This is a genomic window from Pseudomonas sp. FG47, from assembly GCF_057809115.1.
This window is the reverse complement of the sequence record NZ_JBMDJI010000022.1, coordinates 52,369-71,612: the sequence shown is the minus strand read 5'-3', so window position 1 is coordinate 71,612 and position 19,244 is coordinate 52,369. Positions and strand designations below refer to the sequence as shown.

At 66.6% G+C, this 19,244-nt stretch carries 20 protein-coding genes; 12 read left to right on the top strand and 8 right to left on the bottom strand.

Annotation, left to right across the window (positions count from 1 at the left end; translation table 11 throughout):
- Positions 1–146 precede the first annotated feature (146 nt).
- Positions 147–344: a heavy-metal-associated domain-containing protein gene (locus ACODS5_RS17010; RefSeq protein ID WP_134692440.1), complete on the bottom strand. Its 198-nt coding sequence runs from the start codon at positions 342–344 to the stop codon at positions 147–149.
- Between the two features lie 146 nt (positions 345–490).
- Between ACODS5_RS17010 and ACODS5_RS17005 the strand changes: the two genes are divergently transcribed.
- From ACODS5_RS17005 to cueR, 3 genes are read left to right on the top strand one after another with little or no spacing between them, the layout of a single operon-like run.
- Positions 491–877: a hypothetical protein gene (locus tag ACODS5_RS17005; RefSeq protein ID WP_134692442.1), complete on the top strand. Its 387-nt coding sequence runs from the start codon at positions 491–493 to the stop codon at positions 875–877.
- 54 nt (positions 878–931) lie between these two features.
- On the top strand, positions 932–3,331 hold the full coding sequence (locus tag ACODS5_RS17000; RefSeq protein ID WP_489109225.1) for a heavy metal translocating P-type ATPase: 2,400 nt from the start codon (positions 932–934) through the stop codon (positions 3,329–3,331).
- Positions 3,328–3,732, top strand: coding sequence for a Cu(I)-responsive transcriptional regulator (gene cueR / locus ACODS5_RS16995; protein ID WP_134692446.1), 405 nt, complete (start codon positions 3,328–3,330; stop codon positions 3,730–3,732). The genes ACODS5_RS17000 and cueR overlap by 4 nt, the downstream gene beginning before the upstream one ends.
- A gap of 25 nt (positions 3,733–3,757) precedes the next feature.
- On the opposite strand, the gene ACODS5_RS16990 is transcribed toward cueR, so the two are convergent.
- Together ACODS5_RS16990 and ACODS5_RS16985 are read right to left on the bottom strand one after the other, a co-directional pair.
- A complete protein-coding gene (locus tag ACODS5_RS16990; protein WP_134692448.1) occupies positions 3,758–4,534 on the bottom strand; it encodes an AraC family transcriptional regulator in 777 nt (258 codons plus the stop codon).
- A 108-nt stretch (positions 4,535–4,642) separates the two neighbouring features.
- A complete protein-coding gene (locus tag ACODS5_RS16985) occupies positions 4,643–5,920 on the bottom strand; it encodes an acetyl-CoA C-acetyltransferase (RefSeq protein WP_489109224.1) in 1,278 nt (425 codons plus the stop codon).
- Between the two features lie 115 nt (positions 5,921–6,035).
- On the opposite strand from ACODS5_RS16985, the gene ACODS5_RS16980 reads away from it, so the two are divergent.
- From ACODS5_RS16980 to ACODS5_RS16950, 7 genes are all read left to right on the top strand, one after another.
- Entirely contained in the window at positions 6,036–7,388 is a 1,353-nt protein-coding gene (locus ACODS5_RS16980; protein WP_489109223.1) for a 3-oxoacyl-ACP reductase, read from the top strand.
- A gap of 2 nt (positions 7,389–7,390) precedes the next feature.
- The gene (locus tag ACODS5_RS16975) at positions 7,391–8,242 is read left to right on the top strand and encodes a MaoC family dehydratase (protein ID WP_489109222.1); all 852 of its coding nucleotides are present in this window, start codon (positions 7,391–7,393) and stop codon (positions 8,240–8,242) included.
- Positions 8,243–8,344: 102 nt separating this feature from the next.
- A complete protein-coding gene (locus ACODS5_RS16970; RefSeq protein WP_134692456.1) occupies positions 8,345–8,650 on the top strand; it encodes a MazG-like family protein in 306 nt (101 codons plus the stop codon).
- A complete protein-coding gene (locus tag ACODS5_RS16965) occupies positions 8,647–9,396 on the top strand; it encodes a methyltransferase domain-containing protein (RefSeq protein ID WP_489109221.1) in 750 nt (249 codons plus the stop codon). Before ACODS5_RS16970 ends, ACODS5_RS16965 begins: the two co-directional genes overlap by 4 nt.
- Before the next feature lie 20 nt (positions 9,397–9,416).
- Positions 9,417–10,043, top strand: coding sequence for a DUF4136 domain-containing protein (locus ACODS5_RS16960; RefSeq protein WP_134692460.1), 627 nt, complete (start codon positions 9,417–9,419; stop codon positions 10,041–10,043).
- Positions 10,044–10,063: 20 nt separating this feature from the next.
- Positions 10,064–10,624 (top strand): DUF4136 domain-containing protein, encoded by a 561-nt coding sequence (locus ACODS5_RS16955; protein ID WP_489109220.1) that lies wholly within the window; start codon positions 10,064–10,066, stop codon positions 10,622–10,624.
- A gap of 63 nt (positions 10,625–10,687) precedes the next feature.
- Positions 10,688–12,727 (top strand): pilus assembly protein TadG-related protein, encoded by a 2,040-nt coding sequence (locus ACODS5_RS16950; RefSeq protein WP_489109219.1) that lies wholly within the window; start codon positions 10,688–10,690, stop codon positions 12,725–12,727.
- Here ACODS5_RS16950 and ACODS5_RS16945 read toward each other — a convergent pair.
- Complete coding sequence (locus tag ACODS5_RS16945; protein ID WP_489109218.1) at positions 12,712–15,336, bottom strand: PAS domain-containing sensor histidine kinase; 2,625 nt, start codon at positions 15,334–15,336, stop codon at positions 12,712–12,714. The two genes, ACODS5_RS16950 and ACODS5_RS16945, sit on opposite strands and share 16 nt — an antisense overlap.
- Positions 15,337–15,344: 8 nt before the next feature.
- Positions 15,345–15,788: a TadE/TadG family type IV pilus assembly protein gene (locus ACODS5_RS16940; protein ID WP_134692466.1), complete on the bottom strand. Its 444-nt coding sequence runs from the start codon at positions 15,786–15,788 to the stop codon at positions 15,345–15,347.
- A gap of 75 nt (positions 15,789–15,863) precedes the next feature.
- Between ACODS5_RS16940 and ACODS5_RS16935 the strand changes: the two genes are divergently transcribed.
- Positions 15,864–16,334, top strand: coding sequence for an A24 family peptidase (locus ACODS5_RS16935; RefSeq protein ID WP_134692468.1), 471 nt, complete (start codon positions 15,864–15,866; stop codon positions 16,332–16,334).
- A 112-nt stretch (positions 16,335–16,446) separates the two neighbouring features.
- Complete coding sequence (locus ACODS5_RS16930) at positions 16,447–17,229, top strand: response regulator transcription factor (protein WP_372239511.1); 783 nt, start codon at positions 16,447–16,449, stop codon at positions 17,227–17,229.
- A gap of 53 nt (positions 17,230–17,282) precedes the next feature.
- Here the strand turns inward: ACODS5_RS16930 and ACODS5_RS16925 are convergent, their stop codons facing one another.
- From ACODS5_RS16925 to ACODS5_RS16915, 3 genes are all read right to left on the bottom strand, one after another.
- Entirely contained in the window at positions 17,283–17,549 is a 267-nt protein-coding gene (locus ACODS5_RS16925; RefSeq protein ID WP_134692472.1) for a DUF3613 domain-containing protein, read from the bottom strand.
- A gap of 12 nt (positions 17,550–17,561) precedes the next feature.
- Entirely contained in the window at positions 17,562–18,266 is a 705-nt protein-coding gene (locus ACODS5_RS16920) for a tetratricopeptide repeat protein (protein WP_134692474.1), read from the bottom strand.
- A gap of 89 nt (positions 18,267–18,355) precedes the next feature.
- Positions 18,356–19,243 (bottom strand): type II secretion system F family protein, encoded by an 888-nt coding sequence (locus ACODS5_RS16915; protein WP_489109217.1) that lies wholly within the window; start codon positions 19,241–19,243, stop codon positions 18,356–18,358.
- Between the last annotated feature and the right edge of the window lies 1 nt (position 19,244).

The window sequence follows — 19,244 nt, the reverse complement described above, 5'->3', positions numbered from 1 at the left end:
AACCTTCGTAATAATTGCCGCCGATTTTTCCCCGTAGAAGCCGGCTTGCCGGCGAACACCGGCACAGCCGGTGCCATCCGGCCAGGCGCCTGGTTCGCCAGCAAGGCTGGCACCTATGGCATGAGGTTTACAGGGTCAAACCCTGATCAGGCCACTTCGGCCTGATATCCCTCCTGGCGAATCGCGGCCAGGATCTGCTCCGCCGCCAAGGCACTTTCCACCCGCACCTGTCGCGCCGCCAGGTCCACTTCCACCCGCGCCGCGCCATCCTGCTCCTGCACCGCTCGGGTCACGCCTTTCACGCAATGGCCGCAGGTCATGCCTTGTACATTGAAAACTTGCATCGAGGTTACCTCCTGGTGGGTTTTGCCCAGTCTCATCCTTGCCATCGGGGCAAGGTCAAGTTCTGCCGGCAACGGCCGGGCTGGAAATCCGCGCGCGGCTCGGCCAAGCTGCGCCTTTGACGTTTTTGCCAAGCAGGAGATTCTTCATGATCAGGGCAGCATTGGGCCTTGTCGGGCTACTGGGCGCGCTCGCCGGGGTGCCAACGGCCAGCGCCGAGGGCAACGCGGACTACAGCGTGCTGATGATTTCCCGGGAACGCCTGGAAGTGGCCAGCAGTTGCGAGATCGGCATCTACCTCAACGATCAGTTGGCTGGCCGTCTGTTCCAGGAGCAGGCGACCTCGTTCAACCTGCCGCCGGGCCCTGTGGACGTGCGCCTGCGCCTGCTGCCAGGGCAGGTACCCGGCTGCGCGCCAGGGATCGAGGACCAACGCAGCACGCGACTCACCCTGCAGGCGGGCCAGATCAACAAATACCGCATTGCGATGGGACAAAATGGCCTGGTGCTGAAGCGAGCCGGCTTGGGCTATTGACCTTGCCCGCATGGCAAGGTTGATGCTGCAGGCCAGTCCACGGAGGAGAGAGCCATGCCCGCATCCACCACCTTCGACCTGCCGATCGCTGGCATGACCTGCGCCAGTTGCGCAGGTCGGGTCGAACGCGCCTTGCGCAAGGTCACCGGTACCGAACACGTCAGCGTCAACCTCGCCACCGAGCAGGCCCGCGTCCAGGCCCCGGCCGACAGCCTGCCGGCATTGGTCGACGCCGTGCGCGACGCTGGTTACAGCGTGCCGACCCGCACCCTAGAACTGCAGATCGGCGGCATGACCTGCGCCAGTTGCGTCGGCCGTGTCGAACGCGCCCTGGCCAAGTTGCCGGGGGTGCAGCAGGTCAGTGTCAACCTGGCCAACGAACGCGCCCACCTGGAAGTGCTCGAGGCGCTCGCTGACGACACCCTGATCGGCGCGGTCGAAAAGGCCGGCTACAGCGCCAGCCTGCCACGCGCCCGCCAGGACGACCAAGCCCAGGCACAGCGGCGTTTGCGCAACGAACGCCTGGCGGTCGGCGCCGCCCTGCTGCTGGCCCTGCCCCTGGTACTGCCGATGCTGGTACAACCCTTCGGCCTGCACTGGATGCTGCCGGCCTGGGCGCAGTTCCTCCTGGCCACCCCCGTGCAGTTCATCCTCGGTGCGCGCTTTTATGTCGCAGCCTGGAAAGCCGTACGCGCCGGCGCCGGCAACATGGACCTGCTGGTCGCCCTGGGTACCAGCGCCGGTTACGGCCTGAGCCTGTATCAATGGGCCAATGCCGCTGCCGGCATGCAGCCGCACCTGTACTTCGAAGCCTCGGCGGTGGTGATTGCCCTGGTGTTGCTGGGCAAGTACCTGGAGAGCCGCGCCAAACGTCAGACCGCCAGCGCCATCCGCGCCCTCGAAGCCTTGCGCCCGGAGCGCGCGGTACGGGTACGCGACGGACGCGAGGAAGACGTCGCGATCAGCCAACTGCGCCTGGGCGACCAGGTGCTGGTCAAGCCCGGCGAGCGCTTCCCCGTCGACGGTGAAGTGCTCGAAGGCAGCAGCCACGCCGACGAAGCGCTGATCAGCGGCGAGAGCCTGCCGGTGCCCAAGCAGCCCGGTGACGCCGTCACCGGCGGCGCCATCAACGGCGAAGGCCGCCTGCTGGTGGAAACCCGGGCGCTCGGCACCGAGACCGTCCTGGCCCGCATCATCCGCCTGGTCGAGGATGCCCAGGCGGCCAAGGCGCCGATCCAGAAACTGGTCGATCGGGTCAGCCAGGTGTTCGTTCCGGCGGTGCTGGTATTGGCGCTGATCACCTTGCTCGGCTGGTGGCTGGCCGGCGCGCCACTGGAAACCGCCCTGATCAACGCCGTCGCGGTCCTGGTGATCGCCTGCCCTTGCGCCCTCGGCCTGGCCACGCCGGCGGCGATCATGGCCGGAACCGGCGTCGCCGCCCGCCACGGCATCCTGATCAAGGACGCCGAAGCCCTGGAGCGCGCCCATGCGGTGAATCGCGTGGTGTTCGACAAGACCGGCACCCTGACCTCGGGCAGCCCGCGCATCGTTCACAGCCAATCCGCGACAGCTGACGATGGCGAACTGTTGCGCCTGGCCGGCGCCTTGCAGCGCGGCAGCGAACATCCGCTGGCCAAGGCCGTGCTCGACGCCTGCGCCGAACAAGGCATCGACGTGCCGCAGGTGGTGGCCAGCCAATCGCTCACCGGCCGGGGTATCGCCGGGCAGGTGGACGGCCGTGAACTGGCCCTGGGTAATCGCCGCCTGCTCGACGAAAGCGCCTTGTCTCCCGGCGCACTGACCAGCAACGCCACAGCCTGGGAGGCCGAGGGACGCACCTTGTCCTGGTTGGTCGAGCTTGGCAGCCAACCGCGGGTGCTGGGCCTGTTCGCCTTCGGCGACAGCCTCAAGGCCGGCGCCGACGTCGCCATTGCCGCGCTGCACCGGCGTGGCATCAGCAGCCACCTGCTGACCGGCGACAACCGCGGCAGCGCCAAGGTGGTGGCCGAGGCCCTGGGGATTGACGACGTGCATGCCGAAGTGCTGCCGGCCGACAAGGCCGCCACAGTGGCGGCGCTCAAGCGCGATGGCGTGGTGGCCATGGTCGGCGACGGCATCAACGACGCCCCGGCCCTGGCCGCCGCCGATATCGGCATCGCCATGGGTGGTGGCACCGACGTGGCCATGCAGGCCGCCGGCATCACCCTGATGCGCGGCGACCCACGCCTGGTGCCTGCGGCCCTGGAAATCAGCCGCAAGACCTACGCGAAGATTCGCCAGAACTTGTTCTGGGCCTTCATCTACAACCTGGTCGGCATCCCCCTGGCCGCGCTCGGTTATCTCAATCCCGTGCTCGCCGGCGCCGCCATGGCCCTGTCCAGCGTCAGCGTGGTGAGCAATGCGCTGTGGCTGAAGACCTGGAAACCCACCGCCGACCATCAGGAGCTGCCATGAACATCGGCCAGGCCGCCCGCCGCAGCGGGCTCAGCGCCAAGATGATCCGCTACTACGAGGCCATTGGCTTGCTGCGCCCGGCCCAGCGCAGCGACAGCGGTTATCGCCTGTACCAGCAGGAGGACCTGCACAGCCTGGCGTTCATCAAGCGCTCGCGCGACCTGGGCTTCTCCCTGGAGGAAGTGGCGAAGCTATTGACCCTCTGGCAGGATCGCCAACGCGCCAGTGCCGATGTGAAGGCCCTGGCGATGCAGCATATCGATGAGCTGAACCGGCGCATCGAGGAGCTGGTAAGCCTGCGCGACACCTTGGGCGAACTGGTCGCGCACTGCCAGGGTGACGATCGGCCGGATTGCCCGATCCTCAAGGACCTGGCCAATGGCGGCGGTTGCTGCCACTGAGGCAAGGCCGACCCGCCGGGGGCGCTCAGAGGCGGAGCTCGCCCGGCGTCGCCCCAAACAGCTGCTTGAAAGCGGCGATGAACGCCGAGGTCGAGTCATAACCGCAGCCCAGCGCCGCCTGGGTAACACTCTCCCCTGCCTCCAGCAGCGCCAGCGATGACAGCAGGCGCATGCGCTGGCGCCAGTTGCGAAAGCTCAGGCCCGTCTCGCGCTGGAACAGGCGCATCAAGGTTTTCTCCGACACACCCAACTGCCCAGCCCATTGCTGGAGGGTCTGTACTTGGTCGGGCGCGGCGATCAGCCCATTGCACAGCGCCAACAACCCCGGGTGACGTGGCAGTGGCAGCGAGAAACCTACGTCTGGCAGGGCGCGCAGTTGGTCCAGCAGCACCGCCACCAGCCGCGCCTCTACGCTGTCTCCAGTCGGGTAGTCCACGGCGAAGGTGCAGAATTGCTTGATCAACTCGCGCACCAGCGGCGTGACCTGCAATACCCGGCATTGCTCCACGGCCCAGGGGCAAGCATCGCGACGCACATAGAGGCTACGCATCTCGGCCTGCATCGAGGTCACCACCTCATGCTCGATGCCTGCCGGGATCCACACGCCCCATTGCGGCGGGGCGAAATAGCTGCCCGTACTGGTGTAGACGCCCAGCACGCCACTGATGGCGTAGGAGAACTGCACCCAGTCGTGATGATGGCGGGTGGTCCACGAGCCGGCGTCCAGGCTCTCGGCACGCGCATAGAGTGGCCTGGGCAAGTGGCTCAGGGTGGGGATGGCACGTGGTCCAGTGGTCGACATTGATACTGCCCAATAATGCGAGACGAACACAATACCAGCCGCACGCCACGCGAGCTGACTGGCGCTGGTCATCGCGGGGTAAGCCCACAAGCCAGGCGGCTACCTGCGCTAACGCTCGATGATCGCCGTTACCCCCTGCCCACCCGCCGCGCAGATGGAAATCAACCCCCGCCCCTTGCCACGTGCCTTCAGCAGCTTGGCCATGTTCGCCAGGATCCGCCCACCGGTCGCGGCGAACGGGTGGCCTGCCGCCAGCGAGCTGCCCTTCACGTTCAACTTGCTGCGGTCGATGGCGCCCAGCGCTGTGTCCAGCCCCAGGCGCGACTGGCAATAGGTCGGGTCTTCCCAGGCCTTGAGGGTGCACAACACCTGGGCGGCAAACGCTTCATGGATTTCGTAGTAGTCGAAGTCCTGCAAGCTCAGGCCATTGCGCGCCAACAACCGCGGCACCGCGTACACCGGCGCCATCAGCAAACCCTCCTGGCCGTGGACGAAGTCCACCGCCGCCGCCTCGCCATCCACCAGGTACGCCTGCACCGCAAGGCCCTGCTCCTGTGCCCAGTCCTCGCTGCCCAGAAGCACCAACGAGGCGCCGTCGGTCAGTGGCGTGGAGTTGCCCGGGGTGAGCGTGCCCAGGCCGCTGCGGTCGAATACCGGCTTGAGCTTGGCCAGTTGCGCCAGCGTCAGGTCCGCGCGCAGGTTATTGTCGCGCGTCAGGCCAAGGTAGGGCGTCAGCAGGTCGTCGTGCCAGCCTTCGGCGTAGGCCGCCGCCAAGTGCTGGTGGCTGAGCAGCGCCAGCGCATCCTGGTCGCCGCGCTCGATTTGCCAGGTTTGCGCCATGCGCTCGCAATGCTCGCCCATCGACAGCCCGGTGCGCGGCTCGCCATTACGCGGCAATTCGGGCCGCAAATGATGCGGGCGCAGTTTCAGAAACGGTTTGAGGCGTTCGCCCAGGGTTCTACCGCGGTTGGCTTGCAGCAGGATCTGCCGCAGCCCTTCGTTGACCGCGATTGGGGCGTCCGAGGTGGTATCCACCCCACCGGCGATCGCACTGTCGATCTGCCCCAGGGCGATCTTGTTGGCCACCAGCAAGGCCGCCTCCAGCCCTGTGCCGCAGGCTTGCTGGATATCGTAGGCCGGGGTTTGCGGCGACAACCGCGAGCCCAGCACGCATTCGCGGGTCAGGTTCATGTCACGCGATTGCTTGAGTACCGCTCCTGCCACCACCTCGCCCAGGCGCAGGCCATGCAAGCGATAGCGCTCGACCAGCCCTTCGAGGGTCGCGGTAAGCATCGCCTGGTTGCTGGCCTTGGCATAGGCGCCGTTGGAGCGGGCGAAAGGTATCCGGTTGCCGCCCAGGATCGCGACCCGGCGAATGGAATGCATGCCTGTTCCTCCTGAAACGATTTGATCCGTAAGCGTAGGCCGTTTCCAGCGATTCGAACGCCCCCTGGGTAAAACTGGTCCACACTTGCAAGCTTGCCTTCAGGGAGAACCGTACATGAGCGATCGTTATCTGGGCTTTGCCAACTCCACTCTTGGCCGCAAGCTGGTCGATGCTTTGGGCCTGCCGCGCCCAGTCCCGCTGGAGCGCTGGCAGGCCGGCCGGTTGCGCCCGATCGAGGGCGCGCTGGTGCTCGGTGGCGGGCCGCTGGCCGCGCAAGTCGCCGCCATCGCTCCCCGACTCACGGCCGATTGCTACAGCTTCAACAGCGACTCGCTGCCAGCGCCGGCCTGGGTCGCCGGCCTTGGGCCGAAGCTCAAGGCGGTGGTGTTCGATGCCAGCGCGTTATCCGACAGCGACATGCTCAAGCAGTTGCGTGAGTTCTTCCAACCCCTGCTGCGCAGTCTCGCGCCCAGTGCCCATGTACTGATCCTTGGTCGTGCCCCCGAACACCTCGCCGATCCGCTGGCCAGCGTCGCCCAGCGCGCCCTGGAGGGCTTCAGCCGCTCGCTGGGCAAGGAGCTGCGCTACGGCGCCACGGCCAACCTGCTGTATGTCGGCGAAGGCGCCCAGACGCAACTCGAAGGTGCCCTGCGCTTCTTCCTCTCGCCCAAGAGTGCGTTCGTCAGCGGCCAGGTGCTGCGCCTGGCAGCCTGCGCCGCCCAGGTCGAGGACTGGACCCGCCCACTGGCCGGGCGCCGGGCCCTGGTCACAGGTGCCGCCCGCGGTATCGGCGCGGCCATCGCCGAAACCCTGGCACGCGATGGTGCCGAGGTCACCTTGCTCGACGTGCCCCAGGCCCAGCGCGATCTCGATGCTGTGGCCGCGCGCCTGGGTGGCCGCGCCCTGGGCCTGGACATCTGCGCCGCCGATGCCGCCGCGCAACTGATCGACGCCCTGCCGGAAGGCCTGGACATCGTCGTGCACAATGCCGGCATCACTCGCGACAAGACCCTCGCCAACATGACCCCGGAATACTGGGACGCGGTGCTGGCGGTCAACCTCAAGGCGCCCCAGGTGCTGACCCAGGCGCTATTCGAGGCCGGCATGCTGCACGACAACGCCCGCATTACCTTGCTGGCATCGGTCAGCGGCATTGCCGGCAACCGTGGCCAGGCCAACTATGCCGCCAGCAAGGCAGGGCTGATCGGCTTCGCCCAGGCCTGGGCGCCACGCCTGGCTACCCAGGGCGCCAGTATCAACGCGGTGGCGCCGGGCTTCATCGAGACCCACATGACCGCGGCCATGCCCATGGCCCTGCGCGAGGCGGGTCGGCGCCTGAGTTCACTGGGCCAGGGCGGCCTGCCGCAGGATGTCGCCGAAGCCATCGCCTGGCTCAGCCAGCCGGGTTCGGGGGCGATCAACGGCCAGGCCTTGCGGGTCTGCGGCCAGGCCCTGATGGGAGCGTGAACATGAACCGTCCATGGCACGACCTGCACCGCCCCGACAGCCGCTTGGGCCTGTACCTGCGCGCCCTCGGCAAACGCCGGATCACTGGCAGCCAACTGCCGGCGCAAGGCTTGCGCTGCTATTTACGGGTAGATCACGACAACCTGGCGGCCTATCGTCGGCTCTGCCATTTCGCCGATGACGGACGCCTGCCTGGCACTTATCCGCACGTCATGGCCTTCAGCCTGCAATTACAATTGCTCAGCGCCCATGACTTCCCTTTTCCGTTGCTCGGCCTGGTGCACCTGCGCAACAGCCTGCAGGTCCTGCGCCCGCTGGGCGGCATCGATGGCTTGCGCTTTGCGGTACATGCCGACAACCTGCAAGCCCATGCCAAGGGCGGCACCTTCGACCTGATCACCGAGGCCGAGGACGGGCTGGGCCCGCTGTGGCGCGAAACCAGCCGCATGCTGGTGCGCGGCCTGAAGCTTGAGCAGCAGGTCGAGCAAGCGCCCGAGGCGCAACCCGACGCATTGCCGGAGGCTACCCGCTGGTACGCCGACAGCGACATCGGCCGACGCTATGCGCGGGTCTGTGGCGACTACAACCCGATCCACCTAAGCCGCCTGAGTGCGCGGCTGTTCGGCTTCCCCAGGGCCATCGCCCATGGCATGTGGAGCCAGGCCATGGCCTTGGCGGCGCTGCAAGGACACCTGCCCAGGGCGAGCTATGCGTTCGAGGTCGACTTTCTCAAGCCGGTGCGCCTACCCTCGGAAGTGCTGCTCAGCGCCAGCGAGGCCGGCCCCAGCGGCGTGCTCAGGCTCGACGGCCATGGCGGCCTGGTGCATATGCTCGGCGGCTGGCATTCACTCTGAACCTCGGGCCTTGTGGAAGTTGGCTTGCCACCTGGTTGCCGGATAAACCGGCTTGCTTTGCAACGGGCCTCGCCGGAAGCTATGCGCCACGAGGAGAGCCCAATGAACCTGCAAGAACTGACCGAACGCCTGCATCGCATCCGCGACAACAACGACTGGCGCGGTTTCCACAGCCCCAAGAACCTGGCCATGGCCGCCAGCGTCGAAATGGCCGAACTGGTGGAAATCTTCCAGTGGCTGACCGAGGAGCAGTCGCGCCAACTGCCCGCCGACCAGCTCGCCCACGCAGGCCAGGAAGTCGGCGATATCGTCCTCTACCTGTTGCTGCTGTGCAGCGAGCTGGGGCTGGACATGGACGCCGTGGTACGGGCCAAGCTGGCCGACAGCGAGAGGCGCTTCGCCAAATGAACGACCGTCACTTCGATGAACTGGCCAGCCGCTTCGCCGAGAAAATCTACGGCGGTGCCAAGGGTGCGATCCGCCTGGCCGTGCTCCAGGCCGACCTGACCGAAACCTTGCCCGACCGCCCCCTGCGCGTGCTCGACATCGGTGCCGGCCTTGGCCATATGGCGCTGTGGCTGGCCCAGCGCGGGCACCACCTGACCCTGGCCGAACCCGCCGCGCCGATGCTCGACGGTGCCCGCGCGCGCTTCACCGAAGCCGGCGCGACGGCGACCTTCATCCAGGCGCCATGGCAGGACCTGCTCGGCCAGCTCACCGAGCCCTACGACCTGGTGCTGTGCCATGCCGTGCTCGAATGGCTGGCCGAGCCCGAGAGCATCCTGCCGGTGCTGCACCAGCTGACCGCCCCGGGTGGCTGGCTTTCACTGGCGTTCTACAACCGCGACGCGCTGGTCTACCGCAACCTGCTCAAGGGTCATTTCCGCAAGCTGCGCAGCAACCGCCTGGCCGGAGAAAAGCAGAGCCTGACCCCACAGAAACCGCTTGATCCCCGTGAGCTCAAGGCGCACCTTGGGCCTTACTGGCAGGTCGAAAGCGAAAGCGGCGTGAGGGTGTTCCACGACTACATGCCCAAGGAATTCCAGGCCCAGGCCGAGCTGCTCGACTTGCTGGAGATGGAACTGGCGCACCGCCGCCACCCCAGTTTCGCTGGACTCGGCCGCTACCTGCACTGGATCTGCCGGCCTCACTGAAGCATCCGCCAGGAGGACTCATGGCGTACCGCCTGTTGTGTCTGGCCTTGTTGCCCTTCGCCCTGGCCGCCTGCCAGGGCAGCAACCCTTATGTCGCCAGCAGCAAGCCGCTGCCGCCGGCACCGCCCCAGGCCGCCACCACCTTCGACAGCAGCGCCTACCCGGCGCCGGCGCGCGACTATGGCCGTTATCGCAGCTGGCGCTGGCGCGACGACCAGTTGCCGCAGGGCCCGCTGAACGCGGCCCCCGGGCAGTTGGCGGACGCGGTCAGCAACGCGCTCGACCAGCACGGCCTGCGCCCGGCCCGAGGCGCCGCCGCCGACCTGCTGGTAAGCGCCAAAGTGCGCCTGGAGCGGCGCCTGCGCCAGGTGCGGGACTACGACTACGATCCCTACTACGGCCCCTACGGCGGCATCGGCTACGGCGGCTATCGCAACGGTTACGGCGGCTATGCCAGCGTGCCGATCGTGCGTACCTACGAGGTCGAGGTGATGGTGGTGCGCATCGACCTGTTCGACGCCCGCGACGGCCAGCCGGTCTGGAGCGCCAGCGCCGAAAGTGGCAGCGACAAGGACTCGCCGCGTGAACGCGAAAGCGCCCTGCGTGAATCGGTGGGCAAGGCGCTCAGCGGCTATCCTCCCAGTTAACCTTGAACCGGAGAACCATCATGTTGCGCCGTCTCGTTCCACTGTCACTCGCCCTGTTGCTGGCGGCCTGCTCGAGCAACAACGTGCAACAGGACTTCGATGCCAGCCGCGACTTCGCCGCCTATCGCAGTTGGGCCTGGCAGGAGCCGGCCCTGCAATACCGCCCGGACGACCCACGCATCAAGAGCGACCTGACCGAACAGCGTATCCGCCAGGCCGTGACCGGACAGCTCGACCAGCGCGGCCTGCGCCCGGCGCAGGGCAATGCCCGACCCGATGTGAAAGTGCGCGCCTACCTGATCGTCGAAGAACGCCAGCAGCAGATCACCACCAACTATGGTGGTGCCTGGGGCGGTTACTGGGGGGGCTACTGGGGCGGACCGATGTACAACGAGACCCGCAGCGTCGACTACAAGGTGGCGACTATCCAGGTCGACCTGTTCGATGGCCGCGACGGCAAGCTGGTGTGGCGCGGCAGCGCCGAGCAGATCATGAACAACTACCCACCCAGCCCGCAGGAACGCAACGCAGCGATCCAGAAAACCGTGACCCAGGTGTTGAGCAACTATCCGCCGCATTGAGGTGCGCAACGCCAGACCGCGCCTGCCTGTAGGAGCCAGCTTGCTGGCGAACCAGGCGACGCGATGGATGGCACCGACAAGGCCGGCACTTCCAGTGCCGGACTAAAACAAGGCAAATCGCCATCACCTTGGCTACACTCCCTGCACCGCCGCCGTGCTGCCGGGCCTCTGGCCGGCAAAGGAGTGCCTGTGGTTACCCGTTCCGCTGTGCGCCAACGCGGCGCGATCGGTCTGATGGCCGTAATGACCCTGGGCCTGGCGCTGATGTTCATGCTGCTGACGGTCGACGGCGGGCGGCTGTATCTTGAGCAACGCAAGCTGCAGCGCATCGCCGACATGGCCGCGCTCGAGGCCGCCGAACATGGCGGCCAGTGCGGCGGCAACGGCCCCCAGGCCAGCGCATTGGCGCGGACCGCTGCCACCCGCAATGGCCACGCCCCGCTCAATCCACTGATCGCCAGCTGTGGCTACCTGCGCACCAGCAATGACAACCTGCGCGTGTTCACCGCCGATGCCACGCGCAACGAAGCGATCAAGGTCGAGGTCAGCAATATCGTGGTCACCAGCGTGGCCGGAGGGATCTATGCCCTGGTACAGGGCGGCGCATTGGCGCCCACCACCACCTTGCGTGCTAGCGCGGTAGCGGCCAGTCCAGGGCCGCCCCAGGCGATGTTGAGCATTCGCAGTAGCCTGGTGAGCCTGGACTCACGTCACTCGGCCTTGCTCAATGCCCTCGTGCGCAGCCTCGGTGGCAACCTTCAGCTCGACCTGGCTAGCTGGCAGGGTATCGCCGCCACACAGATCAATCTGCTCAAGTACGCCGACCAGCTAGCCATCGACCTGGGAGTGAAGGTCGGCGATTACGACAAGCTGCTCAGCACGGATGCCACCCTCAGCAAACTGCTCGATGCCGCCGTGCGCGTCCTGCAACAAAGTGGTGCCGCCGCCGACGTCGCCACCAACCTGGGTAAGCTCGCGCTTGGTACAGCAAACGGCACGCTCCTGAACCTGGGAGACATTCTGGCAATACAGAACGGCACAGCACAGGCTGGGCTGGATACCAGCATCCAACTACTGCAACTGGTCCAGGGCATAATTCAGTTGGCTGTCAGCAATAGCGCCGCCACCGTTGATCTGCCCATCAGTGTGCTCGGGCTGGTCAATGGCCGCATCCAGATGAAGGTGATCCAACCGGAACAATTTTCAGCAGTGGGCAATCCGGCGACCGACCGGATCGAAGTGCACACCGCCCAAGTCCAGGCGCTGGTTTCGCTGGACCTGCCACTGCTCAACGGCGTCCTCGGTTTGCTGAACACCGTGCTTGGCCTAGCCGCGCCCTTGACCTCCGTGCTCAACAGCCTTCTGCACCTGAATCTGGTGGATGTCCTGCAAGGTTTGACCTGCTCGCTTGGGCTCAGTCAATGCAAATACTTGGATGTCCTACCGGTACCGGACAAGTTGTCCTTGGATATCGGAGTCGACGTGGCCAGGGCACAGAGCTTGGTTACCGATCACCGATGTGGAGCACAAAAGAGCCTGACGGTGGCGACGCAAAGCGCGGCGGCAGTTGTCTCGATCGGCAAGGCCAAGGACTCGGCGGCGTTCTTCAAGGATAGCGCGGCAGCCTTCACGCCTTTGCCGCTTGTCGATATTGGTATCAAGACATGCGGCCCACTGGGCGCCGCCTGCACTCGGGTAGCCTTTGCAGGCGGTGGCATTGGCCTGAAGGCCAGTGCACCGATTCTGCGCAGCGAAACGACGGCATTGCTGTTCGTCACCCCACCCGATATCGGCAAAACGCCCGACTATCTACGCATGAGCACGCAAGATGTCGTCGGCAGCCTCTCCAGCACGCTCGCAGGCGTACAGATCGAAGCCTACAAACCCGCTGTTGGCAACGTCTTCTCTGACGTCATGGCCTTGGTGGCTGGTACGCTCAGCTCGGTCAAAGCCATCCTCGAACCCTTGATCAAAAACCTGCTCAGTCCCTTGCTTGATCCGCTGCTCAATGTGCTGCTCAAAGTGCTTGGCATCGACCTCGCCAGCGCCGAAGTGGGCGCCAACCTCAGTTGCTCCAGCGGCCACGCTCAACTGGTGATGTGAAGCGGCAACTCGACCCGAAAGCACGCCCCTTCGCCAGCGTTGGCCACCGTCAGGCTGCCGCCCATGTGCGCGACGATCCCGTGGCTCACCGACAGCCCCAACCCGGTGCCGACCCCAGCCGGCTTGGTGGTGAAGAACGGCTCGAAGATTCGCTCGTGCAGAAGCGGGTCGATGCCGCCAGCGTTGTCGTCCACCAGCAGGCACAGGCGCCCGCGCTCCAGCACTTGGCGCACGCGAATCCAAGGGTGCTCCTGGCCCTGCTCGAGCAAGGCATCGCGGGCATTGACCATCAGGTTGATCAACACCTGCTCCAACTGGTCCTGGTGCCCGAGTACCCACGGCTGCTCGCCGGGGCATTCGATCTGCAGCACCACACCCTTGCCGCGCAAGCCTTCTTCCAGCAACGCCCGCGCGCCCTCCACCGCGGCCCAGGCGGTGAACGGCGCATGCTCGAGCGCCGAGCGCCGGCCATACACGCGCATGTGCTCCACCAGCCGCGCGGCACGCTCGACCTGGGCTTCGATGCGGCGCAGCTTGTCCGCAAGGTAAGCCGGGTCGGCGGCGCCGTTGTCCAGGCGCTTGAGCGTGTTGGCCACGGCCATGCGCATCACGTTGAGCGGCTGGTTGATCTCGTGCACCAGGCCGGTGGCCAACTCGCCCAGGGTGGCCATCTTGGCGCCTTGCAACAGCTGCTGTTGGCTGCGCCGCACCTCGGTATTGTCGCGGCCAACGGCCTGGACTTCGAGCAGACGGCCCTGCTCATCGAACAGCCCGCGGTCGGCCCACACCCACCAGGCATGCTCGCGCCCTGGCAGTTGCAGGCAGATTTGCGCGCTACTCACCGGGTGCTCGGGCGTGAGCGCGCGCAGACGCAGCAGGAACGCTTCGCGCTGCTCGTCGGACAGCCACTGCCCCAGGTCCGCGCCCTCGAGCTGCGCAGGCGCGCAGCCCAGGTAGTCGGCCAGGGGCCGGTTGCCGAACAGCAAGGTCAGGTCTGGACGGTAACGGCAGATCATCGCCGGTGAGTCCTCGACCAGTACCCGGTAGCGCTCCTCGCTCTGGCGCATGCGCTCGGCGGCTTCGGTGGCCTCGCTGACATCCAGCCATAGGCCGACCACTTCCAGCGGCTGGCCAAGATCGTCACGCAGCAAGCGCGCCTCATCGAGCATCCAGTGATAGCCCCCCAGCTGGTCGCGCAGACGGTAGCGGCACCGCACCTGGCCCTCGCGCATCAAGCTGCGGGTACGTTCCAGCCACAGCGCACGGTCCTGCGGATGCACCGCCAGGCCGGGCTGACGTGCCTGCTCGCTGTCCGGCGCCCAACCCAGCAGAGGCGCCAGGCTGGCGCTGAAGAACTCACTGTGCAACGCGCCCTCGGCATAGCGTTGCACGTAGATCACCGCCGGCGAGCTGGCGATCAGGTTTTCCAGCCGGGCGCGCGCGGCGCCGGCTTGTTGCTCCTGGGCCTTGAGCGCGCTGATATCGAGCAAAAAACCACGCACCTGCCCGTCCCGCCCATGGCCGGCCCAATGCAGCCAGCGCGACGGCGCCTGCACGTCGCTGCCCAGCACCCGCACATTCAGGCTCAGTGCATGCCCGTCACGGGCCTGGGCCAGGGCCAGTTGCGCCGGCTCACGGTCGGCGGGGTGCAGGCATGCCAGCCACTGCTGCTCGCTGGCACGGCGCGGCAGCTCGAGAGCGGCGGCCAGGCTCGGGTCCAGTTGCAAGTCACCTTGCGCCGGCCATTGCCACCAGCCCGCGCCCAACTGCTGCTGCAAATCGTCGAGGTGGGCGGCCTGCTCGTGCAACTGCTGGCGGCGATGGCGCACCAGCAACGGCTCGGCCAGGGTCCGCAGCAATGCCAGCGCCATGTCGGCCGGCGGCACCTGGGGGGCGCCAGCGCACAGCAACCACGCCTCGGCATCCTGGCCCAGACGGCAAGGCACCAGGAACAACGACACCCCACCGCACAGCGCCAGCAGCTCCAGGTCGTCATTGGCCTCGACCAGGCCCTGGGCCGGCCATGCCTGCAGCCGCGCCTGCAAGGCGCGGTCAGCGGGCCAGGGCCAGGCGCCCTCGCTGCTGGCGTAGTGTCGCCAGCCATCGGCCTCGCGCAGCAGCAAACGCAACGAGCGGGCCTGCCAGTGCTCGGCAAGCCGTTGCAACTGCTCCTCGGTGGTCTGCACCAGGCGCGCCGCGCCGCACTCACGCAGGGCATGGCCGATCTCGCCGAGCAATGGCCGCTGCCGGTCCCAGCGCTGCTCGCGCAGCAGGTCGCCGATATCGAACAGCTGCAACAGCCAACCCTGGGCCTGGCGCAGCAGCCAGCCACGGGTGTGCAGGGCCTGGCCGACAACCGTGTGGAAATCCAGGTCCAGCGGCTGTCCCTGCCAGTCGGCGGGCTCGCCTTCGAGCACCACCCAGCTGTGCCTGAGCAGGTAATCGTGCACCCGCCCACCGGCCTGCCCGGGCAGCGCCAGCAAGGTCCGCAGCGGGCCGGCCAGGCGCTGCACCCGGGCCTGGTCGTCGAGCCACAGTTGCAGGCCGACCGCTGGCGGCACCTGCGGTTCGGGCAGCGGGGTGGGCGCCGTGCGCCAGCGATCGAACAAGCCGCCACTCACAGTTGCAGGCTCGCCTGGGCCTGCAAGCGCGCGGGCAGCTTAGGCACCTCGCCGACCAGGGGCAGCACCAGGGTCGGCAAGACTCGCGTGAGCCGGTCGCGCGGGTAGTCGATGACCACCGTCAGCACCTTGTCGGCGCCAACGCTGACCCGGGTGTCGGTGATCACGCTAAAGCCCAGGGCATTGGGCATCCACGCCAACTGCTGGGCGATCACCTGGCGGGCCAGGCCCTGCACATCCAGGGCGTAGGTCTGGCTGCTCGGGTCCACCGCCACGCAGCGGCGCACCGCCTCGCTGCTGGCCTGGTTGAACGATTGCAGCATCAGCATCGGCAAGGCGTAGCTGACCAAACCGTAGAACACCGCGAAAAACACCATGAATACCGCGACAAACTCGATGGCTGCCGCGCCTTTTTGCTGCCGCGCCGGGCTTGCTTGCATGATCGCGTCTACCCTGAGTCTGAGACTTGGATAAAAGCATAGATCCGTTCAACGAATAGGGATGGCCATTTGCCAATGCACAGCATTGTTCTTCTGATGTGGCTTGCCTTGTGCACCGAACAAGATGTCCGTGAACGACAAATCTCCAACACCCTCACCCTCGGAGTCGCTGCCTGTGCCCTGGTCTGGCTGTTCGCCACCGGGCGCAGCTGGATCGGCGCCGAGGCCAGCGAGGCGGGCTGGGCACTGGCCATCGTCATGCTGCTCACCCTGCCCGGCTACATGCTCGGCCGCTTCGGCGCCGGCGACGTCAAGTTGATGGGCGCCCTGGCCCTGGCCACCAGCCCGCAGTACGTGCTCGGCACCTTCATCGGCGCCGGGGTCACGGTGCTGGCCTGGCTATTCGGTCGCCGCCGCCTGTGGACCCTGCTCAACCCCAAGGTGAAAAAGCGCATGCAAGCGCTGGCCGAACAGGTCGGTGACAAGCAGCCGTTCGCCCCGTACGTACTGGCCGGCTTCCTGCTGACAGCCGTTTGGATCCAATAGACGACCGTACGGTCGAATAAGGCGCGAGGCCAATGTACATAATTGCAAAGTGCGACTACTTTTCTACCTGCCAGAGCGTCTGGCCCGGGAGCAGGGCCGATACAACAGGGAGTTGATCGTGAACAAGTCCGTCAGTGAGGTGAAGATTCTGGTTGTCGACGACCAGCCGCTGATCGTCGAAGAGTTATGCGAGTTCCTCGAAAGCGAGGGTTACCGCTGTATCCCGGCGCACTCCACGGGCCAGGCCATTGACTGCTATAAAGCCGACGAAGCCATCGGCCTGGTACTTTGCGACCTGCACATGCCCGAGCGCGATGGCATCGAGCTGGTCCGCGCGCTGAAACAGGTGGCCGGGCAACAACGCCTGTTCGAAGCCATCATGCTGACTGGGCGCGCCGACAAGCAGGACGTGATTCGCGCCCTGCGCGAGGGGTTCGCCGACTACTACCAGAAGCCCATGGACCTCGACGAACTGCTCGAGGGCGTGCGTCGGCAAGAAGCCGCGCTGCTGGAGCGGCGTCGCAACTTCCGCGAGCTGGGCAGCCTCAATCAGCGCCTGCAAGAGCTGGCCGAGTCCATCGACGACCTTTATCAAGACCTGGAGAAAGCCCGTGGCCAGGGCGCCCACCGGCGCGCCAGCGATGCCGAGGAAGGCGAACCGGAGCTACCCGCGGCGTTCGAGAAGCTGTCGCCGCGGCAACTGGAGGTCGCCCGGCTGGTGAGCAAGGGCAAGACCAACTACCAGATTGCCTGCGAGCTGGGCATCACCGAGAACACCGTGAAGCTGTATGTGTCGCAGGTGCTGCGCCTGACCCACATGCACAACCGCACCCAGCTGGCGCTGGCACTGACCCCACGCTCGTCGCCGGTGCATCAGCGCTTTACCACGCATTGACTCGATCTCGACCAACCGACGTGGGAGCGCGAGGACTACCGGCCACGATCGCATCAGCCGCCGTTGTTCGACGAATTGATCTTGGTCCACCGGTAAAAATCCGGGATCGCGTACTTGTAGCTGTCCAGCCAGCGCTGCATGGACTGGTCGCGCTCCTTGTCCGTCTGCACCTGGCGCACCGGGGAGGCCTGGCGATTGCTTGCCTGCAGCTGCAGCAAGGTTTCCGTGGCGGTTGGCGCCCGCGGTGGACGCGCGGGATCCTCGGCCGCCGCCAGCAAGGGCATGAGCAGACAGCCGACAGCGATGCAGTGCTTGAACATACTCACCTCCAGTCAGTTGAGCAGCGCGGGGGCCGAAGCCCCGCTCGCCGCAAGCGGCCCGCGCCCACTGGCACGGATACGTTGCGCCCGGGCCCGGGCCTCGGCGAACTGCTCAGGTTGCACGTGCAGGCGCTTGACCAGGTCCTCGGCCTGGTCCCAGTGGTCCTGCAGCAGCGACAAGGTCACCAGGTTCACCGCCGGTAACGGGTTGTCGTCCCTGAGCTCAAGAGCGGTGAGGAACTCGAAGCGCGCCTGCTCGTGGTTGCCCAGGTTCATCTGCACCACACCCAGGTCGTTGCGCACGTTCTCGTCGGTCGGCGCCAGGCGCACGGCCCGTTGCAGGTTGCGCAGGGCCTGAGCGTCGTCGCCACGGGCGGCGGCCAGTTGCCCCAGGCCGTGCTCGCCCTCGGCCGCCAGGCAACCGCCGAGCAGGCTGCGGTACAGCGGCTCGGCTTCGCTGCGTCCCAGCACGCGCAGCACCTTGGCCTTGCGCAGGCGCACCTGGTCGAGGGTGTCGGGTAATTGCTCGAGGTGGGCCAACCCGGCATGGGGGCGGCCTTCGTTGATCATCTGGTCGGCCATGTCCAGGCTCAATTGCTGGTCGGTGTCGGGCTTGCCGCAACTGCCGCCACCGAGCAGGCGGGCCAGGCCCTCGGGCTGCTGACCGGCGCAACCGGCGAGCAGCAACAGGCTGCTGAACAACAGGATCGCTTTCATCGCGTCTCTCCCCTGAACGAAAACATCCTTCTCTCGCGGATCAAAACCTCTGCGCTGGACTTGACGGCAACGGCCTGGGCGGTCGCCATTCACGACCCCAGCGCCCGCGCCAGCGCAGAAAAGCCCGGCCCGGCCAGGACTATGAGCAAGGCCGGGAACAGGAATACCATCATCACCGCCGACATCTTCGCCGACATCTTCGAGACCCGCTCCTGCAAGCCGGTCAGGCGCCGATCGTCGAGCAGGTCCTTGAGCGCCAGCAGCGACTTCATCGAGCCGCTACCCTGCACCAGCAACTGCTGGAGGATCACGCAGGTGTCGATCAGCTCGTCCACCGCCAGCAACCGCGCGCTCTTTTCCAGTTCCGGCCCCAGGGCCAAGCCGGAGTCGACCCGTTGCAACACCAGGCGCAGTTCATCACTGATGTTCGGCACCAGGCTGCGCCCCTCGTGGGCCAGCACCCGCAGGGCCTGCTCCACTGCCAGGCCGGTCTCGAACAGAATGCGCAACAGCGGAATCAACAAACTGACTTCCTCGGCGATCTGTCGCTGCCGGCGCGCCGCCGCGATCACCAGCAAGCGCTTGGGCAACAGATACCCCACGCCCAGGCCGCACAGCACCAGCACGCCCCAATGCCCGCGGTTTTCCCCCGGCACGCCGTGCGCCAGCAACAGCACCACGCCTACCGCCAACAGCGGTAACCCCAGCTGCACCGCGGCGAACAGCGCGCGTTGCCGGCTGCGACGCCAACCGACCCGGTCGAGCAGCGCCTGGGTCTCGCCGTCGAGCCGTTGCAGGCGCCGCCCCAAAGGACTGCTGCCCAGCCATTGCAACCAGTCGCCCAAGCGCTCGTCCCGCCCCAACCGCCCCTGCAGGCGTCGCAGCACGCGTTGTCGGGCCTGCACCTGCCGGGCGCCCTGCCAGGCCAGCAAGGCAAAAGCGACGAACAAACACAGGGCGCTGAGCATCAGGGCCATG